This window comes from Variovorax sp. PEI5, assembly GCF_056679935.1.
Genome location: NZ_CM155257.1, coordinates 820,728 through 840,496, shown reverse-complemented (window position 1 = coordinate 840,496; position 19,769 = coordinate 820,728). Strand labels below are relative to the sequence as shown.

The window sequence follows — 19,769 nt, the reverse complement described above, 5'->3', positions numbered from 1 at the left end:
AAAATCTCCGTCAGATCGACGGAATGTAATTCTTTTTTACGTATGGACACGCTGCCCGTCGTCGCCTGAAAGCGTAAATCCGGTGCCAGCGTGTGTTTTGGCCGCGATCGGGTCGGCGGCCCGATCCGGGCACCCTACTCGTAGACGATGACGGCCTCGCCCGACTGCGCCTGGGCGATCCAGCTCGCCAGGGCGGCATCGGTCGGGAAGAACTTGGCCCGCTCGCCCAGCTGCAGGTCCACCCGGGCGCCGCTGCGCGCGAGCGACAGCCGCACCGGCAGGCCCTGGCGCAGTTCGCCGAGTTCGGTGGTCTCCAGGCGCGGCGGGTAGTCCTTCACCAGCCGCGCGATGTCGGGCGCCTTGCCGTTGACCGCCACGCGCAGGAACTTGCCGAAGCGGCAGCGCGCCGTCGCCAGGTCCCAGACCTGCTGGACCTGGAAGCGGGCCTCGAAGCCGCCGCGCCCGGGCTGCAGCCGGCCGCTGACGATGACCAGCTCGTCATCCTTCAGGGTGTTCCGGTTGGCGTTCATGACCGCCTCGTCGGCCGTCGCCTCGATCGACTGCGACTTGTCGTCGAGCTTGAAGATCGCCAGGCGGCCGCGTTGGCCGTTGATGACGCGCAGGTCGCTGACGATGCCGGCGATCACCTGCGGCTCGCGGCTGTCGAGCAGCTCGTCGATCTCGCGGCGGCAGAAGCGGCGCACCTCCTGCGCGACCTCGTCGAACAGGTGGCCCGAGAGATAGAAGCCGACGGCGGTCTTCTCGAAGGTCAGCCGCTCCTTGACGCCCCAGGGCGTGGCGGCGACCAGCTCGGGCTCGCGCGCCGCCGAGCCGTGCTCGCAGTCGCCGAAGATGTCGACCTGCGAGGCGTTGGCCTCGGTGGCGGCGGCGAAGTCGAAGGCGCGGTCGATCGAGGCGATGAGCGAGGCGCGGTTGTCGTGGATCGAGTCGAAGGCGCCGGCCTTGACCAGGGCGTCCACCGTGCGCTTGTTGATGCGCTGGCGATCCACCCGCACGCAGAAGTCGAACAGGCTCTTGAACGGCCCGCCGGCCTCGCGGGCCCGCACGATGGCCTCCACCGCCAGCTGGCCGGTGCCCTTGACGGCGCCCAGGCCATAGCGGATGGACTTGTCGGTGACCGGCTCGAAGCGGTAGTGGCCGCTGTTGACGTCCGGCGGCTCGAAGGTGATGGCGAAATGCTTGACCGCGTCCTGGAACAGCACCTTGAGCTTGTCGGTGTCGTCCATCTCCACCGTCATGTTGGCGCAGAAGAACTCGGCCGTGTAGTGGACCTTCAGCCAGCCGGTGTGATAGGCCAGCAGCGAATACGCGGCGGCGTGCGACTTGTTGAAGCCATAGCCCGCGAACTTCTCCATCAGGTCGAAGATCTCGTCGGCCTTCTCCTGGGGGATGTCGTTCTTGGCCGCGCCGGCGCGGAAGATCATCCGGTGCTCGGCCATCTCCTCGGCCTTCTTCTTGCCCATGGCGCGCCGCAGCAGGTCGGCGCCGCCGAGCGAGTAGCCGCCCAGGATCTGCGCGGTCTGCATGACCTGCTCCTGGTAGACCATGATGCCGTAGGTCTCCGAGAGCATCTCCGCCACCAGCGGATGCGGGTACTCGACCGGCTCGCGGCCGTGCTTGCGCGCCACGAAGCTGGGGATCAGGTCCATCGGGCCCGGGCGGTAGAGCGCGTTGAGGGCGATCAGGTCCTCCAGCCGCGTCGGCCGCGCGTCCTTGAGCATGCCCTGCATGCCGCGCGATTCGAACTGGAACACGGCCTCGGTCTTGCCATCGGAGAACAAGCGGTAGGTCGCCGGGTCGTCGAGCCGGATGTCCTCGTAGTTGAAGTTCTCCTGGCCCTTGTGGCGCTTGACGATGAACTCGCGCGCGATCTCCAGGATGGTCAGTGTCGCCAGGCCCAGGAAGTCGAACTTGACCAGGCCGACCGCCTCGACGTCGTCCTTGTCGTACTGGCTCACCGCCGAATCGCTGCCGGGCTGCTGGTAGAGCGGGCAGAAGTCGGTCAGCTTGCCCGGCGCGATCAGCACGCCGCCGGCGTGCATGCCGATGTTGCGCGTCATGCCCTCGAGCTTCTGCGCCAGCTCGACCAGCATGCGCACCTCCTCCTCCTTCTCGATGCGCGCGGCGAGCTGCGGCTCCATCTCGATGGCGTAGTTGTTCTTGTCGCCCTCCACCCGGGGGTTGGGCGGGTACTGGATGGTGACGGGCTGGCCGGGCTTGTTCGGGATCAGCTTGCTCACGCCGTCGCAGAACATGTAGCTCATGTCGAGCACGCGGCCGACGTCGCGGATCGCCGCGCGCGCGGCCATGGTGCCGAAGGTGGCGATCTGGCTGACGGCGTCGCGGCCGTACTTGTCCTTCACGTAGTCGATCACGCGATCGCGGTTGCCCTGGCAGAAGTCGATGTCGAAGTCGGGCATCGAGACGCGCTCGGGATTGAGGAAACGCTCGAACAGCAGGTTGTACTGCAGCGGATCGAGGTCGGTGATCTTGAGCGCGTAGGCCACCAGCGAGCCCGCGCCCGAGCCCCGGCCCGGCCCGACCGGGCAGCCGTTCTTCTTGGCCCAGTTGATGAAGTCGCCCACGATCAGGAAGTAGCCCGGGAAGCCCATGTTCAGGATCGTGTCGATCTCGAACTCCAGCCGCTCGACATAGCGCGGCCGCTCGACGTCGCGCTGCTTGGCATCCGGGTAGAGGTGCGCCAGGCGCTCCTCCAGGCCCTCGAACGAGGCCAGGCGGAAGTACTCGCCGATCGGCAGGCCGTCGGGCGTCGGGAAGTTCGGCAGCTGCGGCTTGCCCAGCACCAGCGTCAGGCTGCAGCGCCGCGCGATCGCCAGCGTGTTGGCGATGGCGCTGGGGATGTCGGCGAACAGCGCCTCCATCTCGGCGGCCGACTTGAAATACTGCGCGCGGGTGAACTTGCGCACCCGGCGCGGGTTGCCCAGGATCTCGCCCTCGGAGATGCAGACGCGCGCCTCGTGGGCCTCGTAGTCGTCGGCGGTGGCGAACTGCACCGGATGCGTGGCCACCACCGGCAGGCCCAGCCGGGCGGCCAGCTGCACGGCGGCGACGACGTGCGGCTCGTCCTCGGGACGGCCGGCGCGCTGCAGCTCGACATAGAAGCGATCCGGGAACAGCGCTGCCAGCTGGCGCGCCAGGTCGTCGGCGCGCGTCGCGTGGCCCTGCAGCAGCGCCGCGCCCAGCGGCCCGGCCTGCGCCCCCGAGAGCGCGATCAGGCCGGCGCCCAGCTCCTCCAGCCAGGCCCGCTTGACCAGCGCCTGCGACTGGCCGCGCCCGACGTTCTGGGTCCAGGCGCGCGCCAGCAGTTCGGACAGGTGCAGGTAGCCGGTGGTGTTCTGCACCAGGAGGACGATGCGGGTGACGGCGCCGATGTCGGCTCCCAGGCCCTCAAGGAACACCTCGGCGCCGAGCAGCGGCTTGACGCCCGCGCCGCGCGCTTCCTTGTAGAACTTGACCGCGCCGAACAGGTTGTTCAGGTCGGTGATGGCCAGGGCCGGCTGGCCGTCGGCGCGGGCCGCGGCGACGACCTCGTCGATGCGGTTGGTGCCGTCGACGACGGAGAATTCGGTGTGCAGACGCAGGTGGACAAACATGGCGGCATTGTAGGAAGCCGCGCCGCGCCCCCACCCGTGCGCCGCGCGCCCCGCCGTGCTAGGAGGCGCCATGACGCCTCCTAGAATCGGCCCCGTGCCTGCCATCCTCAACATCGCCGCCTACCTCTTCAGCGACATCGAAGACCCCGCCGCCCTGCGCGCCCACCTGCTCGCGCGCGCCACCGCGCTGGAGCTCAAGGGCACCATCCTGCTGGCCACCGAGGGCATCAACCTGTTCCTGGCCGGCGCGCCCGACGCGGTGCGCGCCTTCGTCGCCGAGCTGCGGGCCGACGCGCGCTTCGACGCCCTGGAGACCAAGGAGAGCTGGTCGGCGGCGCAGCCGTTCCGGCGCCTGCTGGTCAAGGTCAAGCGCGAGATCATCCGCATGGACCATCCGGCCATCCGGCCCGCCGCCGGCCGGGCGCCCGGCGTGGTGCCGGCGACGCTCAAGCGCTGGCTCGACCAGGGCCACGACGACGCCGGCCGGCCGCTGGTGCTGCTCGACACCCGCAATGCCTTCGAGGTCGACCACGGCAGCTTCGACGGCGCGATCGACTGGCGCCTGTCCAAGTTCACCGAGTTCCCGCCGGCCCTGCGGGCCCATCGCGACCAGCTCGCCGGCAAGACCGTCGTGAGCTTCTGCACCGGCGGCATCCGCTGCGAGAAGGCCGCCATCCTGATGCGCGAGGTCGGGGTGGAGAACGTGCTGCAGCTCGAGGGCGGCATCCTGAAGTACTTCGAGGACGTCGGCGGCGCGCACTACCACGGCGACTGCTTCGTCTTCGACGGCCGGGGCACATTGGCGCCGGACCTCAGCGCCACCGGCAGCGACACCAGCGCCCGGGCCCTGGAGGACCCGGACCTGGCGATCAAGCGCTGAGCGGGGTCGCGAGCACGCGCAGGATGTGGCGCGCCGCGCCCACCGCCATGCCGCGCAGGCCACCGTCGGTGGTGCCGCCCACGTGCGGCGTCAGCACGACGTTGGGCAGGTCCAGCCAGGGCGAATCCGCGGCCAGGGGCTCGGTCTCGAAGCAGTCCAGGCCCAGCTGGAGCTCGCCGGCCCGCAGGCGGCGCTGCATCTCCACCTCGTCGAACAGGCCGGCGCGGGCGGTGTTGACCACGATGGCGCCCGGCCGCAGCAGCCCCAGCCGCCGGACGTCGAGCAGGCCCCGGGTGCCGTCGTCCAGCGGACAGTGCAGCGAGACGACGGCGCTGGCCGCCAGCAGCTCGTCCAGCGCCATGGCGATCGCGCCCTCGGGCAGCCCGGACGGCGGCAGGAAGGGATCGTGCACCAGCACCCGCATGCCCAGGGCCTGCGCGAAGCGCACCACCCGGGCGCCGATCGAGCCGCAGCCGACGACGCCCAAGGTGGCGCCGGCGAGCTCCAGCCCCAGGTAGCCCGGCTTGTCCCAGTGGCCGGCGTGCATGCGCCGGTCCAGCCAGGCGATGCGCCGGGCGCACGCCAGGATCAGTCCGAGCGCGAGTTCGGCGACCGCCTGGCTGTTGGAGCCGACGGCGGCGGCCACCTCGATGCCGAGTTCGCGCGCGGCCGTTCGATCGATGGCATCCAGCCCGACCCCGTGGCGCGAGACGATCCGCAATCGCGGCGAGGCCATCAGCACGCGCCGGTCGAAGCGGCCATAGCGCGCCAGGATGGCGACCGGCCGCTCGCTCCCGCACAGCGCCACCAGCTCGTCCTGGGTGAACCTGGCGCCGGTGTAGACCAGGCGATGGTCGCGCAGCAGCTCGACCGCCTCCGGGTGCAGCCGGGCCTCGGAGACCAGGATCGTGTCGCGGTTCATGGCGCCGCCGTGGCGGTGGGCGACGCGGCGCGGTCCAGGCGCAGGCCGGCGACGCCGGGTTCGGCGCGCAGCACCGTGCCGTGGGTCGAATCGGTGACGTGCAGCACGTCGTGGCCGGGGCCGCCGAAGGCCAGGTTGGTGAGGGACGCGCCGGGCACGCCGCGCAGCACGATCTCGGGCTCGGCGCGGGTGTTCAGGACCCAGACCAGACCCAGCCCCGGATTGGCGACCAGCAGGCGGCCCTGGCGGTCGACCGCCAGGCCGTCCGGCCCGCTCGGGCCGTACGAGGTGAAGAAGCGGCTCACCTTGGCGACGCTGCCATCGGCCAGCAGCGGCATGCGCCAGACGCAGTTGTCGCGCGTCACGGCCAGGTACAGCACCTTCTGGTCGGGCGACAGCGCGACGCCGTTGGGACTGGGCACGTTGGCCAGCAGCAGGTCCAGCTGGCCGGAGGGGCGCAGCCGGTAGAGGCGGCCGGTCGCATCGTGCAGGCCGGTCTGGCCCTGGTCGGTGAAATACAGGTTGCCCCCGGCGTCGAAGACCAGGTCGTTGACGCCCTTGAAGCGCTCGCTGTTGCGGCGCTCCAGGAACGGCTCGACGCGCCCGGTGGCGATGTCGATGCGCATCAGGCCGTGCCGGTAGTCGGTGACGAGCAGCGTGCGGTCGTCCAGCAGCTTCATGCCATTGGGCTCGCCGTCGTACTCGGCCACCTGGGTCCAGTCGCCGGCCGCGTCGATGCGGAACACGCGGCCGAAGGGGATGTCGGTCACGTAGAGGTTGCCATGGTCGTCGGCCACCGGACCCTCGAGGAAGGAATCGGTCGGCTGGCCGCCGCGGTTGGCGCGGCTCCAGTCGCTGTGCTGGCGCTGGCGGAAGCGCTCCGGCAGGCGCGTGAAGGGCTGGAGATCGACGACTCGCGGAGGGTTCAGGAGGAACATGGCTGGGGACGCCCGGGCGTCAGGAGGAGGAGGTGGGATCGTCGAAACCGTACAGCACGGCGGGGTTGTCGACCAGGATGGCATCCATCAGCCGGTCGTCGTCGCACCAGTCGCGCAGCAGGTCGACCAGGTCGGCGTCGTCGACGCTGCCGGCCGGCTCGGTGGTGTGCGGCCAGTCGCTGCCCCAGACCAGCCGTCGTGGCGCGGCGGCCAGCAGCGCGCGGCCGAGCGGGGCCCGGTCGCCATAGGCCGGAGCGCCCTCGGTCGAGCCCATGTAGGCGCCCGAGAGCTTGACCCAGGTGCGGCCGGCGTCCAGCAGCCGCAGCAGCATGGCGAAGGTCTCCCCGGCGAGGGCCCGTGGCGGGTCGATGCGCCCCAGGTGGTCGATCACCAGCGGCACCGGCAGGCGCGCCAGCACCGGCTCGAGCTCGACCAGCTGCGCCGCCGAGGCGAACACCTGCAGATGCCAGCCCAGCGGCGCGACCTTCGCCGCCAGCGTGCGCAGCATGTCGGCGGTGGTGGTGCCCCAGGCCTGCGGCGAGACGAAATTGACCCGCAGCCCGCGCACGCCCTGCCCCGCCAGCCGCGTCAGCTCGGCCTCGTCCACATCCTGCGCCACCACCGCGACGCCGCGCGCCCGCCGGCCCAGCGCGGCCAGCGCGTCCAGGGTGCAGCGGTTGTCGGTGCCATAGGTCGATGGCGTCACCACCACCGCCCGGCCGGTGCCCAGGCGCTGCTGCAGCAGCCGGTAGTCGGCCACGTCGGCCCGTGGCGGCGTGCGCGGCCAGTGCGGCGATGGCGCGAAGCGCGGGTCGAAGATGTGCATGTGGCAGTCGCACGCGTTCGCGGGCAAGGCGCGCGACGGCCGGCGCAGGCCGGCGGAATGCGGGACGGGAGCTGGCATGGGGGCGCGCGGGCTCAGTCGACCTGGATGCCGCCCTTGCGGATCACGCCCTCCCACTTGGCTGCTTCCTTCTTCAGGAAGTCGGCGAACTCGGCCGGCGTGCCGCCCACGGGCTGCGCGCCCATGTCGGCCAGGCGCTGCCTGAGCTCGCCATCCTGCAGCGATTCGACCACCGCCTGGTGCAGGCGCCGCACCACCGCCTCGGGCGTGCCGGCCGGCAGCAGCAGGCCGTTCCATTCGTAGGCCTCGTAGCCGGGCAGCACCGTCTCGGCGACGGTGGGCACGTCCGGCAGCAGCGTCGAGCGCCTGGGCGACGAGATCGCCAGCGCCCGCAGCTTGCCCGAGGTCACCAGCGGATTGCTGGCCGCCAGGGTGCCGAACATGAAATCGACCTGCCCGCCCATCACGTCGGAGATCGCCGGGCCGCCGCTCTTGTAGGGCACGTGCAGCATGTCCAGGCCCAGGCCCTGCCGATAGAGCTCGGCGGCCAGGCGCTGCACGGTGCCGCTGCCCCCGGAGGCGAAGGTGAGCTTGCCGGGCTGGGCCTTGGCGCGCGCCACCAGGTCCTTCTGGTCGCGGATCGGCGAGTCCTTGCGCACGATCAGCACGTTCGGCGAGAGCGAGACCAGCGACAGCGGCTGGAAGCTGCGGTCGTCGAACGACAGCTTGGCATAGAGCGCCGGGTTGATGGAGAACGGCGTCGCGTCGTAGAGCACGGTGTAGCCATCGGCCGGCGCGCGCGCCACGAAGGCCTCGCCGATGGTGCCGCTGGCGCCGGGCTTGTTGTCGACGATCACGCTGGTGCCCAGCCGGGTCGCCATGCGCACGGCCAGCTGCCGGGCGATGGCATCGGCCGCGCCACCCGGCGCATAGGGCACGACCAGGGTGATGGTGCGTTCGGGGAATGCCGCCTGGGCGGCGCCGGCGGCCACGGCGCAGGCCAGCAGCAGGGTCTTGAGGATCTTCTTCATGGGCATGTCTCGCAAAAGATGGGAAGGAACCGCGACGCCATCGCGGCGTGGCGCGGCCGAAGGGTTCACTCGACCTTGAGGTCGAGTTCGCGCGCGATGCGGGTGGCGCTTGCGACCTCGGCATCGAGCTGGCGGGCGAAGGCATCGCCGCAATGGCTCTGCGCCTGCAGGCCGAGGCCACGCAGCTTCTCGGCGGTCGCCGGGGCGGCGGCGAACTCGCCGGCCACGCGCGTCAGGCGCGCGACCACGTCGGCCGGCGTGCCCGCCGGCGCCAGCAGGCCATACCAGGCATCGGCCGCATAGCCCTTGACGCCCGACTCCTCGAAGGTCGGCACCTGCGGCAGCAGGGCCGAGCGCTGCGGCGCGGCCACCGCCAGCGCGCGCAGCTGGCCCGACCGCACCTGCGGCAGCACCGATCCCAGCGTGGCGAAGGAGCTGTCGACCTGGCCGCCCATCACGTCGGTGATCGCCTGGGCGGCGCCCTTGTAGGGGATGTGGTTCATCCGCGTGCCGGTCAGGCGGGTGAACTGCTCGCTGGCGAAATGGCCGCTGCTGCCGCCGCCGGGCGTCGCGTAGGTGCGCTCGCCGGGGTGGCTGCGCACGTCCCGCAGGAACTCCGCCAGCGTCCTGGCCGGCATCGCCGGGCCGACCACCAGCACGGTCGGGCTGATCGCCAGCGTGCAGATCGGCACGAAGGAGCGCAGCGCGTCGAACTTCACCCGGGCGCTGTAGAGCGCCGGGATCATGGTGTGGTTGGTCGCGCCCAGCAGCAATGTCCGGCCGTCGGCCGGTGCCGCCGCCACGGCCTCGGCCGCCAGGATGGTGTTGGCGCCGGGCTTGTTGTCCACGACCACGGTCCGGTCGAGCGCGCGCCCGGCGAAGTCGGCGAAGGCGCGCGCCACCACGTCGGTGGGGCCGCCGGCCGAGAAGCCGACCACCAGGCGGATCGGCGGGCCCGAGCGGCCCGGCTGGGCCGCCACGCCGGCGGCCAGCAGGGCGAGGCCGGCGGCAGCCGTCGCGGCACGGAGTCGTCGATGAGGATGCATGTCTTGTCTCCTGGAGGAAGCGGGAGGCGCGGCCGGGCCTCTCTGGCGGAAGCTCGCGGACGGCCGGATGAGGCCGTGGTCAGGCCGTGGCCGTGGCCTTCGTGCCTTCGACGACCGAGCGCACGTTGCGCGCGGCGGCGGTGCCCATGTTGACGTAGGCATCGCTGGTGACGCCGCCGATGTGGGGACTCAGGACGAAGCCCGGCTGGCCCTTGAAGACGTTGTCCGCCGCCAGGGGCTCGACGGCGAAGCTGTCGAGGCCGGCGCTCATCACCTGGCCCGAACGCACCGCCTCGAGCAGCGCGTCCTCGTCGATCAGGCCGCCGCGCGCGGTGTTCACCACGATCACGCCGCGCCTGCATTTCGCCAGGGTCGCGGCATTGACGAGCTGGCGGTTCTCCTCGGTCAGCGGGCAGTGCAGCGAGATCGCGTCGGCCTCGCGCCAGATCGTCTCCAGGTCGACCGACCGCACGTGATCCGGCAGGTCCTTGGCGAACGGGTCGAAGCCGATCACGCGCATGCCCAGGGCATCGGCCATGCGGGCGAACTTCAGGCCGATGGCGCCCAGGCCGACCAGGCCGATGGTGCGGCCACCGAGCTCCACGCTCTTGTGCGTGGCCTTGTCCCAGTGGCCGGCGTGCATGCGCGCATCGAGCCGCACCACCGACTTGGCGCAGGCCAGCAGCAGCGCCAGCGCCTGCTCGGCGACGGCGGCGGCATTGGCGCCGACGGCCGCGAGCACCTCGATGCCGCGCGCCTTGGCCGCGACCTTGTCGATCGTGTCGGTGCCGCTGCCATGCTTGGCGATCACCTTGAGCGATGGCGCCGCGTCCATGGCGGCGGCGCCGACGCCGCTGTAGCGCACGATGATGGCGACGGGGTCGTGCCGGCGGCACAGGGCGACGATGTCCTGCGGCGTCGGCGTCCTGCCGGCGTAGACCATCTCGTAGCCCTCGAGCAGCGCCAGCGCCTGCGGCGCGAGGTCGGCGCCGGTGACGAGGACGGTGCCGCTCACAGCGACTCCCCTTCCTTGAGCACGCCGGCCGTGCGCAGCGCGGCGACGAGCCACTTGGCCGTCGTGTCGCCTTCCTTGATGGCGGCGATGCGCGCGGCTTCGTCCCTGACCTTCTTCTCGGCGACCGGCAGCAGCGACTCGATCTTCTCGCGCTCGACCACCACCACGCCGTCGCCGTCGGCGATCACGAAGTCGCCGGGATGCACCGTCACGCCACCGACCGTCACCGGATGGCCGATGCGGCCGCCGACGTTCTTGGTCGGGCCGTTGGGGTTGGTGCCGACGGAGAAGACCGGGTAGTCCATCTCGTCGATCTCCAGGCTGTCGCGGCAGGCGCCGTCCATCACCACGCCGGCCAGGCCGAGCTTCTGGCAGGCCGTCATCATGATGGTGCCCATCAGCGCGGCGGTCTGGTCGCCCTTGCCGTCGATGACCAGCACGTCGCCGGGTTTGGCCATGGCGATGGCCGCATGGATCATCAGGTTGTCGCCGGGACGCACCTCGACGGTGAAGGCCGGGCCGGCGAGCTTCATGCGCGGGCGCAGGGCCTGGATGCGGCCGTGCATCGCGCCGCGCCGGCCGGCGACGTCGGCCAGGATGGCGGGCTGCAGTTGGGCGGCCTGCGCCACGATGGCGGCGGGCACGCGTTCGAAGTCGCGAATGATGTCGGGGATTGCGTGGGTGGACATGGATGGCTTTCGATCAGAGGGATGGGTTGAATCGGAATTCAGGAAGAGGGAAACGACGACGGCATCGCCGTGTGTCATGGCGCTGCCACTACCCGCAGCCCATGGAAATCGTCACGCCCCCGTGCCAGTGACACCGTGGAGCCGGCTCCGCCGGGCCACCGGTGTCGCCCCCTGGAAGGGGGTTGGCGCAGCGACACGAAGTGCGCGAAGACTGGGGGTCAATCGACCTTCGCGCCGGATTCCTTGACGACCTTGCCCCAGCGCACGATGTCGTCGCGGATCAGGGTGGCGAAGCGTTCGGGCGTGCCGCCCAGCGCCTCGGCGCCCTGGCTGGCCAGCTTCTTCCTCACCTCGGGGTCCTGCACGGCCTTGTTAAAGGCGGCATTGAGCTTGGGCACGACATCCGAGGGCATGCCGTCCGGTCCGGCGACGCCGAACCAGGTGACCGCCTCGAAGCCCTTGTAGCCGGACTCGGCGATCGTCGGCACCGCCGGCAGGTCGGTCGTGCGCTGGGCCGAGGTGACGGCGATCGGGCGCATCTTGCCGCTCTTGATGTAGCCGATGAGGGTCGGCACCGAGGACATGTACATCTGGATCTGCCCGCCGATCAAGTCGGTCGAGCCCTGCGCCGCGCCCTTGTAGGGCACGTGCGTGAACTTCACGCCGGCGGTCTTCTGCAGCAGCTCGGTCGCCAGGTGGGCGACGGTGCCGCTGCCCGAGCTGGCGTAGTTCAGCGCCTCGGGCTTGGCCTTGGCGGCGGCGATGACGTCGGCCAGGGTCTTGTAGGGCGAGTCGGCCGCCACCACCAGCACCAGCGGCGCGGTGGCCACCAGCGTCACCGGCGACAGGTCCTTCTGCGGGTCGTAGGGCAGCTTCGCGTACAGCGTCGGGTTGATCGCCAGGTTGCTGGTCTGGCCCAGCACCAGCGTGTAGCCGTCGGGCGTCGCCTTGGCCGCCGCGTCGACGCCCAGGTTGCCGCCGGAGCCGGGCTTGTTGTCGATGATGATCGACCAGTTGTTGCTGGTGGCGACCTTGTTGGCGACCTCGCGGGCGATCAGGTCGGTGCCGCCGCCGGCGGGGAACGGCACGATCAGGCGGATCGGCCGCGACGGGTAGCCGGACTGCGCCAGGGCCGGCGCGGTGGCCAGCAGACCCGCCGTGGCAATCAGGCCGAGGGCGCTCAGGACGACGCGACGCGAAGCGCCGCCGGTGGTGCGGAAGGATGTCATCTCACTTGTCTCCAGTTCCGGATCGCCCGCTCCATGGTTGGAACGATGCGTCTGGTGAATGGCAAGTATTCACAGGACGACACCCAGCGTCCAATCGATTATTTTTGGTGATTCATCAATCGGACTTGGGGTGTTCGATGGCCTGCGATGCCGCGTGACGGGCCAGCAGCTGGATCAGTCGCTGCGCCGCCGGCGGCACGTAGCCGTTGTCGCGATGGGTCACCACCATGCGCCGGCGCATCGCCGTGCCCTTGACCGGCACCTCGCGCAGCGCGGCGCCGGAGCGGCCGGTCTGCAAGTGCAGCCGGGAGATGAAGCTCAGCAGCCCGGTCTCGCCGATCAGTTCCGGCAGCATGATCAGCATCGTGCTCTCCACCTGCACCACGGGACGCGGCAGGTGCCGGCGGTCGAAGGTCTGGTCGAGCCAGTCGCGCGTCGGAGCGCCGGCGGGCTGCAGCACCCAGCGGTACTTCGCCAGGTCCTTCAGCGACGGGCGGGCGATGCCGAACACCTCGTGCGTCTCGGCCGCCGCCACCACGATCAGGTCCTCGGCCAGGTAGTGCGACACGAAGCCGGCCTCGGGCGTGCCCTCGGTGCCGACCATCAGGTCGATCTCGCCGGCGCGCAGCAGCGGCTTGAGCACGTCCACCAGCGCCACGGTGGTGCGCAGCGTCACGCCGGGCGCTTCGTGGATCAGGTCGCGGGCGGCCGGCGGCAGCAGGAACTGCGCGGCCGTCGGCACGATGCCCACCTTGAGCAGGCCCGACAGGCCGCGCCCGATGTCGCCGATCTCGCGCCGCGCGCTCTCGATGTCGAAGCGCGTGCGCTGCGCCCACTTGAGCAGCGCGTGGCCGGCGGCCGTGAGCCGGATGCCGCGCCCGCTCTTCTCGAACAGCGCGGCGCCGCAGGCGGCCTCGAGCCGGTCGACGCAGCTGGTCAGCGCGGGCTGCGTGCGATGCAGCCGCTCGGAGGCGCGGCCCATGTGCTCGAGCTCGGCGATCACTTCGAAGTACTGGAGATCGCGCAGGTCCAAGGTGGGTCCGATCGATGGGTGGATGGGTGGATGGAGGGATCGATCGATTGTCGGGCGCACCGGCGGTTGACACGCCCCGTCGCCCTTGGCTGACGCCATCGCTGCGGTCGCCTGCCCAGGCTCTGCGTCCTGTCTCCCACCCGAGGACCCCGATCATGAGCAGCGACAGCCATCCCACCGACACCAGCACCACGGCCGACGTCAGCGACACCCGGCCGGCGCGCAACCTGAACCGCTTCACCGACCGCGTGGTCATCGTCACCGGCGCCGGCTCGGGCATCGGCGAGGCCACCGCCCGCCGCTTCTCGCTGGAAGGCGCCCGCGTGGTGCTGGCCGGCGACACGCGCGCCAAGCTCGACGCGGTGGCCGCCGGGCTGCCCCCCGAGCGCACGCTGGTGCAGCCCACCGACGTGGCCGACTACGCCCAGGTCGAGGCGCTGGTGCGGGCCACGATCGAGCATTTCGGCGCCCTGCACGTGCTGGTCGGCAATGCCGGCATCGCCGTCGAGGGCAAGGCCGCCGATGGCTCGCTGGAGGACTGGGCGCGCGTGATGGCGGTCAACGCCGGCGGCGTCTTCCACGGCGCCAAGGCGGCGATGCCGCACCTGATCGCCAGTCGCGGCTGCATCGTCCACACGGCATCGGTCTCGGGCCTGGGTGGCGACTGGGCGATGGGTTTCTACAATGCCTCCAAGGGCGCGATCGTCAACCTCACGCGCTCACTGGCGCTCGACCACGGCGCCGATGGCGTGCGCGTCAACGCCGTCTGCCCGACCTTCATCCGCACGCCGATGACGGCCGACATGCAGGAGAAGGACGACCTCCTGGCCAAGTTCCGGGAACGCATCCCGATGGGCCGCCCGGGCGAGGCCCACGAGGTCGCCGCCGTCATCGCTTTCCTGGCGAGCGACGACGCCAGCTTCGTCAATGGCGTGATGCTGCCGGTCGATGGCGGACTGGGCGCGTCGAACGGCCAGCCGAACATGGGCTGAGCCGCCGCACCGCCATCGGCGCCCTCGGCGCCGCGATCGAGCCGGCTCAGAACTCCGTGTGCAGCCGCGCCGACACCGTGCGCACCGGTCCGCGGTCGGCGTTGTAGCCGGGGTTGCGGATGAACTGGAAGCCCAGCGTCAGGGCGCTCTGCAGGCGCAGCGGGCCCCGGAAGCCGGCTCGGTAGTAGAACTCGGCGATCGATTCGGGCTTGTACGTCAACCGGCCGTCGCCGACGAAGAAGCCATAGCCGCCGGCGGCCAGGAAGTTGCGGTGCGACGGCGACAGCTGGTTCTGCGCATAGGCCGCGCCGATGGCGTCGCCGGCCCGGCCCCAGCGTTCGCCCGTCAGCACCGCGCCGGTGGAGAACGAACGGTCGATCTCGGCGAAGGCATAGGTCTCGGAGCGCCCGTCGTTGGCCGCCAGGCGCGCGAACACGCCCAGGCCATCGGCGACCTCCTGCTCGACGTTGATGCCGGCGCCGACCTTGGTGCGGCGCTTGCGCACCGGCGCCACCTCGGGCACGGTGCCGTTTTGCGCCGCGTAGTCCAGCGCATCCTGGAAGCCGCCCATGCGCGCGACGTTGCGGAAGCCCAGCAGGCGCACCGTGCCATCGCGGCCGTCGATGGTGTGGCGGTGCTCGAACTCGACCTGGTCGCCATGGCGCGACATCAGATGGTGGTCGAGCTTCAGGCCGTTGGACTCGATCGGCATCGCGAAGCGTCCGGCGCGCAGGCTCCAGTCGTCGCCATTGCGGTATTCGAGCGCCCCGCCCCACGAATAGCCGCGCGAATCGGCGGCGAAGTCGTAGGCGCCATGCGTGAGCAGCGACCAGTTCATGAACTGCGTGCGGCCGTCGTGCGCATAGCGGCTGCCGTCGAACAGGTCCGACACCGCGAGATTGCCGACGGTGAGCGTGACGCGGCGCTTGTCGTAGCTGCCGCCGAGCTGGTTGGCCGACGACTCGACGGCATCGCTGCCGCCGCCCAGGCCCCAGGTCTGGCGCACGAACAGCCGGGCCCGGTAGCCGATCAGGTCGGCGCCGGCGGTCTTCTGCAGTTCGCTGTTGGTCAGGCCGCCCAGGCCGGTCAGGCGCGAGAGCGGGACGCCCTGGACGAACTCGGGATTGAAGTACACCTCGGTGCCCGGCGCCAGCCGCAGTCCCATGAAGATGGTCGAGGTGAAGGAGTAGCTGCCTTCGCGGCCCGGCAGCAGACTGTTGGCGCCCGCGTAGGGCGAGTTCAGCGCGGACTTCAGCTGGCGGATGTAGGTCGCCTGGGCATGGAGGTTCCAGGTCTCGGGCGTGCCGTCGGGCTCGGCGGGGGTGGCGGCATCGGGCGTGGCCGCGGTCGCGGCGCCCGCCAGCAGCAGCGGGACGAGGGACGCCAGGACGAAGGAGCGTGGGATCTGCATGGGACGGAAATGGATGCGGGGCCCGAACCCTATCAGGCCGGCGTCACGGCTTGACGACGGCTCGACGACGGCGTGCCGTCAGACCGGCGTCGTGCCGGTGTCGGGCGCCGGGCTGGCGACCTGGAACGGCGGTCCCGGCAGGGGGATGAACTCGGTCTCGCCCGGCACCTGGCCCATGCGCTGGGCCTGCCAGTCGGCGCCGGCCTGCAGGATGCGCTCGCGCCGGCTGGAGACGAAGTTCCAGGTGATGAAGCGCGGACCGTCGAGCGGCGCGCCGCCGACCACCATCAGGCGCACCGGCGCCTCGGCCTCCAGCGTGGCGCCCCGCGCGTCGGGCAGCAGGGCCATGGTGTGCGCCTCGACCAAGACGCCATCGATCGTGACGTCGGCATCGACGGTGTAGATCGCCAGTTCGGGCGCCAGCGCCGGCAGCACGAAGCGCCCGCCGGCCGGCAGCGCGATGTCCAGGTAGAGCGTCGGCATCAGCGTGGGCACCGGCGAACGGATGCCGAAGGCCTCGCCGATCAGCACCCGCACGCGGGCGCCCTGCTCGTCCAGCTCGGGGATCTCGCCGTTGCCGGTGTGCGAGAAGCTGGGCTCGACCTCCTCCAGCTCGCGCGGCAGCGCGGCCCACAACTGCAGACCGTGATTGACATACTCGTCGCCGCGCAGGCGCTCGGGCTTGCGCTCCGAATGCACGATGCCGCGCCCGGCGGTCATCCAGTTGATGGCGCCGGGCAGGATCTCCTGCACGCTGCCCAGGCTGTCGCGATGCATCATCGCGCCCTCGAACAGGTAGGTGACCGTGGCCAGGCCGATGTGCGGATGCGGGCGGACGTCGTGCGCCTCGCCCGGCCGCTCGGTGGCCGGGCCGAAATGGTCGAAGAACACGAACGGTCCGACCGAGCGGCGTTTGGCCGCCGGCAGCAGGCGGCGGACCTTGAAGCCGCCGCCGAGGTCCTTGTCGGCCGGATGGAGCAGTTGGGGCGAGGTCATGCGGATGTCTCCCGTCGGCGGTCGGTCGGAGGAAATGCGGCTCAGGCGCCGGCGCGCGCGCGCACCGTCTGGGCGATGCGCTCGCCGAAGGTACGCGCGGTGTCCAGGTCGCCACGCGCCATCTCGGCCGGGCTGGCATCCGAAGGCGACTGCGTCATCAGGCCACCGAAGGCGCCGACGAAGTTGGGCGCGTCGCGCGAGACGCCCTTGGTGTTGCTGGGCATCATGCCCAGGCCGACCCACAGGCCACCGTGCTGCATGGCCAGGGTCCACAACGCCGCCAGGGTGGCGTACTTGTCGCCGCTCATGGAGGCGCTGTTGGTGAAGCCGGCGAACAACTTGTCCTTCCAGCCCTGCGTGAACCACACCTTGGACGACGCATCGGCGAACTTCTTGAACTGCCAGCTCGGACCGCCCATGTAGGTCGGCGAACCGAAGACGATGGCATCGGCCGCGGCCAGGCTCTCCCAGGCGCCCTCGGGCAGGTTGCCATCGGCATCGATGGCGATGAGCTCGGCGCCGGCGCCATCGGCCACGGCCTGGGCCACGCGCTGGGTATGGCCATAGCCGGAATGGAAGACGACTGCGATATCGGGCATGGAAGGATCCTCTGTGCGGGAAAACATGGAACGGGAAGACGACGACGCAAGGGGCGGCGCGAGGACCGCCCGATGCTCAGCGCTCGTCGACGCTCAGGCGCCCGGGCCCGAAGGACCAGAACGCGAGCAGGCCGCCGGCGATCGCGAGATTCTTGAAGAACATCAGCTGGTTGACCATGACCTTGTCGGCGGGCATGGACCAGTAGTGATGGAAGCCGAAGGAAGCCGCCACGGTGAACACGGCCAGCGCCAGCGCGACCCAGCGGGTCTTGAAGCCGACCAGGAAGAGCACGCCCAGCCCCAGCTCCACCACGATCGCGATGGCGGCGGCCACCTGCGGCAGCGGCAGGCCGGCCGACGTGATGTAGCCCACGGTGCCGGCGAAGTTCATCAGCTTGCCGAAGCCCGCCGGGATGAACAGCGCGGCGATCAGCAGGCGCGCGACGAGCGCGACGACATCGCGGCTGGAGGTGGTGGTCACGCCGGTGGAGCGTGAGGCGGAGAGCGTGGTGGCCATGGGAAGACTCCTTCGATGGAAAAAAAGTGGAACACGGAAAAACTGGCGCGGCGCGCCGGATCCGGCCACCGCCCGGCGTCGGACGGCGGCGGCCGGATCGCTCGAGGCGTCAGGCGGCGAGGTCGAACACCAGCACCTCGGCCTGCCTGCCGCCCGCCAGATCGAGCGTGGATTCGCCCTCGATCATCGCGGCATCGCCGGTGGCGAGTTTGCGGCCATTGACCTCCAGTTCACCGCGCACCAGGTGCACATAGCTCTTGCGTGCCGCATCGAGCGCGAGCGACGCGGTCTCTTCGCCATCGAACAGGCCGGCATACAGGCGGGCATCGGAATTCACCGTGACCGAACCATCGGCGCCATCGGGCGAGGCCACCAGGCGCAGACGGCCGCGCTTGTCGGCGGCATCGAAGCGCTTCTGCTCGTAGCCCGGCGCGACGCCCAGCCGGTCGGGCAGCAGCCAGATCTGCAGGAAGTGCGTGGTCTCGTCGGCCTTGTGGTTGAACTCGCTGTGCATCACGCCGCGGCCCGCGCTCATGCGCTGCACCTCGCCCGGCGGGATGGTCTCGACATTGCCCATGCTGTCGCGGTGCGCCAGCTCGCCCGACATCACGTAGCTGATGATCTCCATGTCCTTGTGGCCATGGGTGCCGAAGCCGGCGCCGGCGGCCACGCGGTCCTCGTTGATCACGCGCAGGTTGCCGAAGCCCATGTGGGCCGGGTCGTGATAGCCGGCGAAGGAGAAGCTGTGGAAGGACTTGAGCCAGCCGTGATCGGCATGGCCGCGATCCTGGGATTTGCGAATCGTCAACATCGTTGAACTCCTGGGCCTCGCGGCCCGCTTGCGATGCCGCGCCGGATGCGCAGCGGATGTCCATGACTTTAGGGCGCCGCCCCGCCTCGACGAGCAGCCGGCTTTGAAGGCATCATTCGAATTTTTTGACTGGACCCGACGCATGACCGCCGCCCGCGATGCCCTGACCCCCGATGCCCTGTCGATGCTGCAGACCATCGTGCGCGCCGGCAGCTTCGCCGGCGCCGCGCGCGAGCTGGGTCTGGTGCCGAGCGCCCTGAGCTATCGCGTGCGCCAGATCGAGGATGCGCTCGACGTGCTGCTGTTCGACCGCAGCGCGCGCCAGGCCCGTCTGACCGAGGCCGGCACCGAACTGCTGCGCGAGGCGCCGCGCATGCTGGCCGACCTGGAGGCGGTGGCCAACCGCGTGCGGCGCGTCGCCACCGGCTGGGAGCCCTTGCTGACCATCGCGCTCGACAGCGTGATCGCGCGCGATCCGCTGCTCGACCTGGTCGGCGACTTCTATGCCGAGCGACCGCCGACGCGCCTGAAGCTGCGCGACGAGACCCTGCTGGGCACCATCGGCGCGCTGGCCACCGGCCAGGCCGATCTGGCCATCGGCTCGGTGCTCGATGCCTCGAGCCTGGCCTTCACCGCGCAGGGCGTGCGCACCCGGCCGCTGGGTGAATTGCGTTTCGTCTACGCGGTGGCGCCGCACCATCCGCTGGCCAGCGAGCCTCAGCCGCTCGGCGAAGCCGCGCTGCGCGCGCACCGGGCCGTCGCCGTGGCCGATTCCGCGCGCAGCGGCGAGGGCATGACGGTGAACCTGGTCGGCGGCCAGGACGTGCTGACCGTGCCGACGATGCAGGCCAAGCTGTCCGCGCAGCTGCGCGGCCTGGGCGCCGGCTTCCTGCCGGAGCCGATGGCGCGGCCGTGGATCGAGGCCGGGCACCTGGTCGAGTGCCGGACCGAGCGCACCAATCCGATCGGCCAGATGCACATCGCCTGGCGCCCCCCGGCGACGGGGCGTCCCGGCCGCGCGCTCGAATGGTGGCTGGCGCGGCTGGAACCCGAGGCCACGCGGCGCGCCCTGCTCGAGCGCCACCGGGAGCGCTGAAAGCCGATGTAGAGTCGGCCGCACCACATCGCGCCCCTTGTCCGGCCGCGCGTCGACGCCACCGTTCCCACCCGTCCGACACAGA

18 protein-coding genes are annotated in these 19,769 nt (G+C 70.9%); 3 read left to right on the top strand and 15 right to left on the bottom strand.

The window, feature by feature from the left end; translation table 11 throughout:
- Positions 1-134: 134 nt before the first annotated feature.
- A complete protein-coding gene (gene dnaE / locus AC1MLT_RS03885) occupies positions 135-3,635 on the bottom strand; it encodes a DNA polymerase III subunit alpha (protein WP_481033961.1) in 3,501 nt (1,166 codons plus the stop codon).
- A 70-nt stretch (positions 3,636-3,705) separates the two neighbouring features.
- On the opposite strand from dnaE, the gene AC1MLT_RS03880 reads away from it, so the two are divergent.
- On the top strand, positions 3,706-4,515 hold the full coding sequence (locus AC1MLT_RS03880) for a sulfurtransferase (RefSeq protein ID WP_481033960.1): 810 nt from the start codon (positions 3,706-3,708) through the stop codon (positions 4,513-4,515).
- Here AC1MLT_RS03880 and AC1MLT_RS03875 read toward each other — a convergent pair.
- From AC1MLT_RS03875 to AC1MLT_RS03835, 9 genes are all read right to left on the bottom strand, one after another.
- Positions 4,505-5,437, bottom strand: a complete 933-nt coding sequence (locus AC1MLT_RS03875) for a hydroxyacid dehydrogenase (protein ID WP_481033959.1) — start codon at positions 5,435-5,437, stop codon at positions 4,505-4,507. The two genes, AC1MLT_RS03880 and AC1MLT_RS03875, sit on opposite strands and share 11 nt — an antisense overlap.
- Entirely contained in the window at positions 5,434-6,375 is a 942-nt protein-coding gene (locus tag AC1MLT_RS03870) for an SMP-30/gluconolactonase/LRE family protein (protein ID WP_481033958.1), read from the bottom strand. Before AC1MLT_RS03870 ends, AC1MLT_RS03875 begins: the two co-directional genes overlap by 4 nt.
- 19 nt (positions 6,376-6,394) lie before the next feature.
- Complete coding sequence (locus tag AC1MLT_RS03865) at positions 6,395-7,279, bottom strand: amidohydrolase family protein (RefSeq protein WP_481033957.1); 885 nt, start codon at positions 7,277-7,279, stop codon at positions 6,395-6,397.
- 14 nt (positions 7,280-7,293) lie between these two features.
- Positions 7,294-8,250, bottom strand: coding sequence for a tripartite tricarboxylate transporter substrate binding protein (locus AC1MLT_RS03860; protein WP_481033956.1), 957 nt, complete (start codon positions 8,248-8,250; stop codon positions 7,294-7,296).
- Between the two features lie 65 nt (positions 8,251-8,315).
- Positions 8,316-9,296 carry a tripartite tricarboxylate transporter substrate binding protein gene (locus AC1MLT_RS03855; protein WP_481033955.1) on the bottom strand — a complete coding sequence of 327 codons (981 nt, stop codon included), beginning with the start codon at positions 9,294-9,296 and terminating at the stop codon, positions 8,316-8,318.
- 79 nt (positions 9,297-9,375) lie between these two features.
- The gene (locus tag AC1MLT_RS03850; protein ID WP_481033954.1) at positions 9,376-10,311 is read right to left on the bottom strand and encodes an NAD(P)-dependent oxidoreductase; all 936 of its coding nucleotides are present in this window, start codon (positions 10,309-10,311) and stop codon (positions 9,376-9,378) included.
- A complete protein-coding gene (locus AC1MLT_RS03845; RefSeq protein ID WP_481033953.1) occupies positions 10,308-11,000 on the bottom strand; it encodes an RraA family protein in 693 nt (230 codons plus the stop codon). The genes AC1MLT_RS03850 and AC1MLT_RS03845 overlap by 4 nt, the downstream gene beginning before the upstream one ends.
- Positions 11,001-11,218: 218 nt before the next feature.
- The gene (locus AC1MLT_RS03840) at positions 11,219-12,229 is read right to left on the bottom strand and encodes a Bug family tripartite tricarboxylate transporter substrate binding protein (protein ID WP_481033952.1); all 1,011 of its coding nucleotides are present in this window, start codon (positions 12,227-12,229) and stop codon (positions 11,219-11,221) included.
- Between the two features lie 115 nt (positions 12,230-12,344).
- Entirely contained in the window at positions 12,345-13,262 is a 918-nt protein-coding gene (locus AC1MLT_RS03835; RefSeq protein ID WP_481033951.1) for a LysR family transcriptional regulator, read from the bottom strand.
- 155 nt (positions 13,263-13,417) lie between these two features.
- Between AC1MLT_RS03835 and budC the strand changes: the two genes are divergently transcribed.
- Positions 13,418-14,254 carry a meso-2,3-butanediol dehydrogenase gene (budC, locus tag AC1MLT_RS03830; RefSeq protein WP_481033950.1) on the top strand — a complete coding sequence of 279 codons (837 nt, stop codon included), beginning with the start codon at positions 13,418-13,420 and terminating at the stop codon, positions 14,252-14,254.
- 46 nt (positions 14,255-14,300) lie between these two features.
- Here budC and AC1MLT_RS03825 read toward each other — a convergent pair whose 3' ends face one another.
- The 5 genes from AC1MLT_RS03825 to AC1MLT_RS03805 all read right to left on the bottom strand — a co-directional run bounded on the left by AC1MLT_RS03825 (position 14,301) and on the right by AC1MLT_RS03805 (position 18,588).
- Positions 14,301-15,665: a carbohydrate porin gene (locus AC1MLT_RS03825; RefSeq protein ID WP_481033949.1), complete on the bottom strand. Its 1,365-nt coding sequence runs from the start codon at positions 15,663-15,665 to the stop codon at positions 14,301-14,303.
- A 78-nt stretch (positions 15,666-15,743) separates the two neighbouring features.
- Positions 15,744-16,661 (bottom strand): pirin family protein, encoded by a 918-nt coding sequence (locus AC1MLT_RS03820; RefSeq protein ID WP_481033948.1) that lies wholly within the window; start codon positions 16,659-16,661, stop codon positions 15,744-15,746.
- 41 nt (positions 16,662-16,702) lie between these two features.
- Positions 16,703-17,260: a flavodoxin family protein gene (locus AC1MLT_RS03815; RefSeq protein WP_481033947.1), complete on the bottom strand. Its 558-nt coding sequence runs from the start codon at positions 17,258-17,260 to the stop codon at positions 16,703-16,705.
- Positions 17,261-17,336: 76 nt separating this feature from the next.
- On the bottom strand, positions 17,337-17,777 hold the full coding sequence (locus AC1MLT_RS03810; protein ID WP_481033946.1) for a DoxX family protein: 441 nt from the start codon (positions 17,775-17,777) through the stop codon (positions 17,337-17,339).
- Between the two features lie 109 nt (positions 17,778-17,886).
- A complete protein-coding gene (locus tag AC1MLT_RS03805; RefSeq protein ID WP_481033945.1) occupies positions 17,887-18,588 on the bottom strand; it encodes a pirin family protein in 702 nt (233 codons plus the stop codon).
- A 142-nt stretch (positions 18,589-18,730) separates the two neighbouring features.
- Here AC1MLT_RS03805 and AC1MLT_RS03800 point away from each other — a divergent pair, with 142 nt between their 5' ends.
- Positions 18,731-19,684: a LysR family transcriptional regulator gene (locus tag AC1MLT_RS03800; protein WP_481033944.1), complete on the top strand. Its 954-nt coding sequence runs from the start codon at positions 18,731-18,733 to the stop codon at positions 19,682-19,684.
- Positions 19,685-19,769: the final 85 nt, after the last annotated feature.

Excerpts from the sequence above, each read along its gene's own strand:
- dnaE (WP_481033961.1), bottom strand. The coding sequence starts at position 3,635 with ATGTTTGTCCACCTGCGTCTGCACACCGAATTCTCCGTCGTCGACGGC.
- AC1MLT_RS03880 (WP_481033960.1), top strand. The coding sequence starts at position 3,706 with ATGACGCCTCCTAGAATCGGCCCCGTGCCTGCCATCCTCAACATCGCC.
- AC1MLT_RS03875 (WP_481033959.1), bottom strand. The coding sequence starts at position 5,437 with ATGAACCGCGACACGATCCTGGTCTCCGAGGCCCGGCTGCACCCGGAG.
- AC1MLT_RS03870 (WP_481033958.1), bottom strand. The coding sequence starts at position 6,375 with ATGTTCCTCCTGAACCCTCCGCGAGTCGTCGATCTCCAGCCCTTCACG.
- AC1MLT_RS03865 (WP_481033957.1), bottom strand. The coding sequence starts at position 7,279 with ATGCCAGCTCCCGTCCCGCATTCCGCCGGCCTGCGCCGGCCGTCGCGC.
- AC1MLT_RS03860 (WP_481033956.1), bottom strand. The coding sequence starts at position 8,250 with ATGAAGAAGATCCTCAAGACCCTGCTGCTGGCCTGCGCCGTGGCCGCC.
- AC1MLT_RS03855 (WP_481033955.1), bottom strand. The coding sequence starts at position 9,296 with ATGCATCCTCATCGACGACTCCGTGCCGCGACGGCTGCCGCCGGCCTC.
- AC1MLT_RS03845 (WP_481033953.1), bottom strand. The coding sequence starts at position 11,000 with ATGTCCACCCACGCAATCCCCGACATCATTCGCGACTTCGAACGCGTG.
- AC1MLT_RS03840 (WP_481033952.1), bottom strand. The coding sequence starts at position 12,229 with ATGACATCCTTCCGCACCACCGGCGGCGCTTCGCGTCGCGTCGTCCTG.
- budC (WP_481033950.1), top strand. The coding sequence starts at position 13,418 with ATGAGCAGCGACAGCCATCCCACCGACACCAGCACCACGGCCGACGTC.
- AC1MLT_RS03825 (WP_481033949.1), bottom strand. The coding sequence starts at position 15,665 with ATGCAGATCCCACGCTCCTTCGTCCTGGCGTCCCTCGTCCCGCTGCTG.
- AC1MLT_RS03820 (WP_481033948.1), bottom strand. The coding sequence starts at position 16,661 with ATGACCTCGCCCCAACTGCTCCATCCGGCCGACAAGGACCTCGGCGGC.
- AC1MLT_RS03815 (WP_481033947.1), bottom strand. The coding sequence starts at position 17,260 with ATGCCCGATATCGCAGTCGTCTTCCATTCCGGCTATGGCCATACCCAG.
- AC1MLT_RS03810 (WP_481033946.1), bottom strand. The coding sequence starts at position 17,777 with ATGGCCACCACGCTCTCCGCCTCACGCTCCACCGGCGTGACCACCACC.
- AC1MLT_RS03805 (WP_481033945.1), bottom strand. The coding sequence starts at position 18,588 with ATGTTGACGATTCGCAAATCCCAGGATCGCGGCCATGCCGATCACGGC.
- AC1MLT_RS03800 (WP_481033944.1), top strand. The coding sequence starts at position 18,731 with ATGACCGCCGCCCGCGATGCCCTGACCCCCGATGCCCTGTCGATGCTG.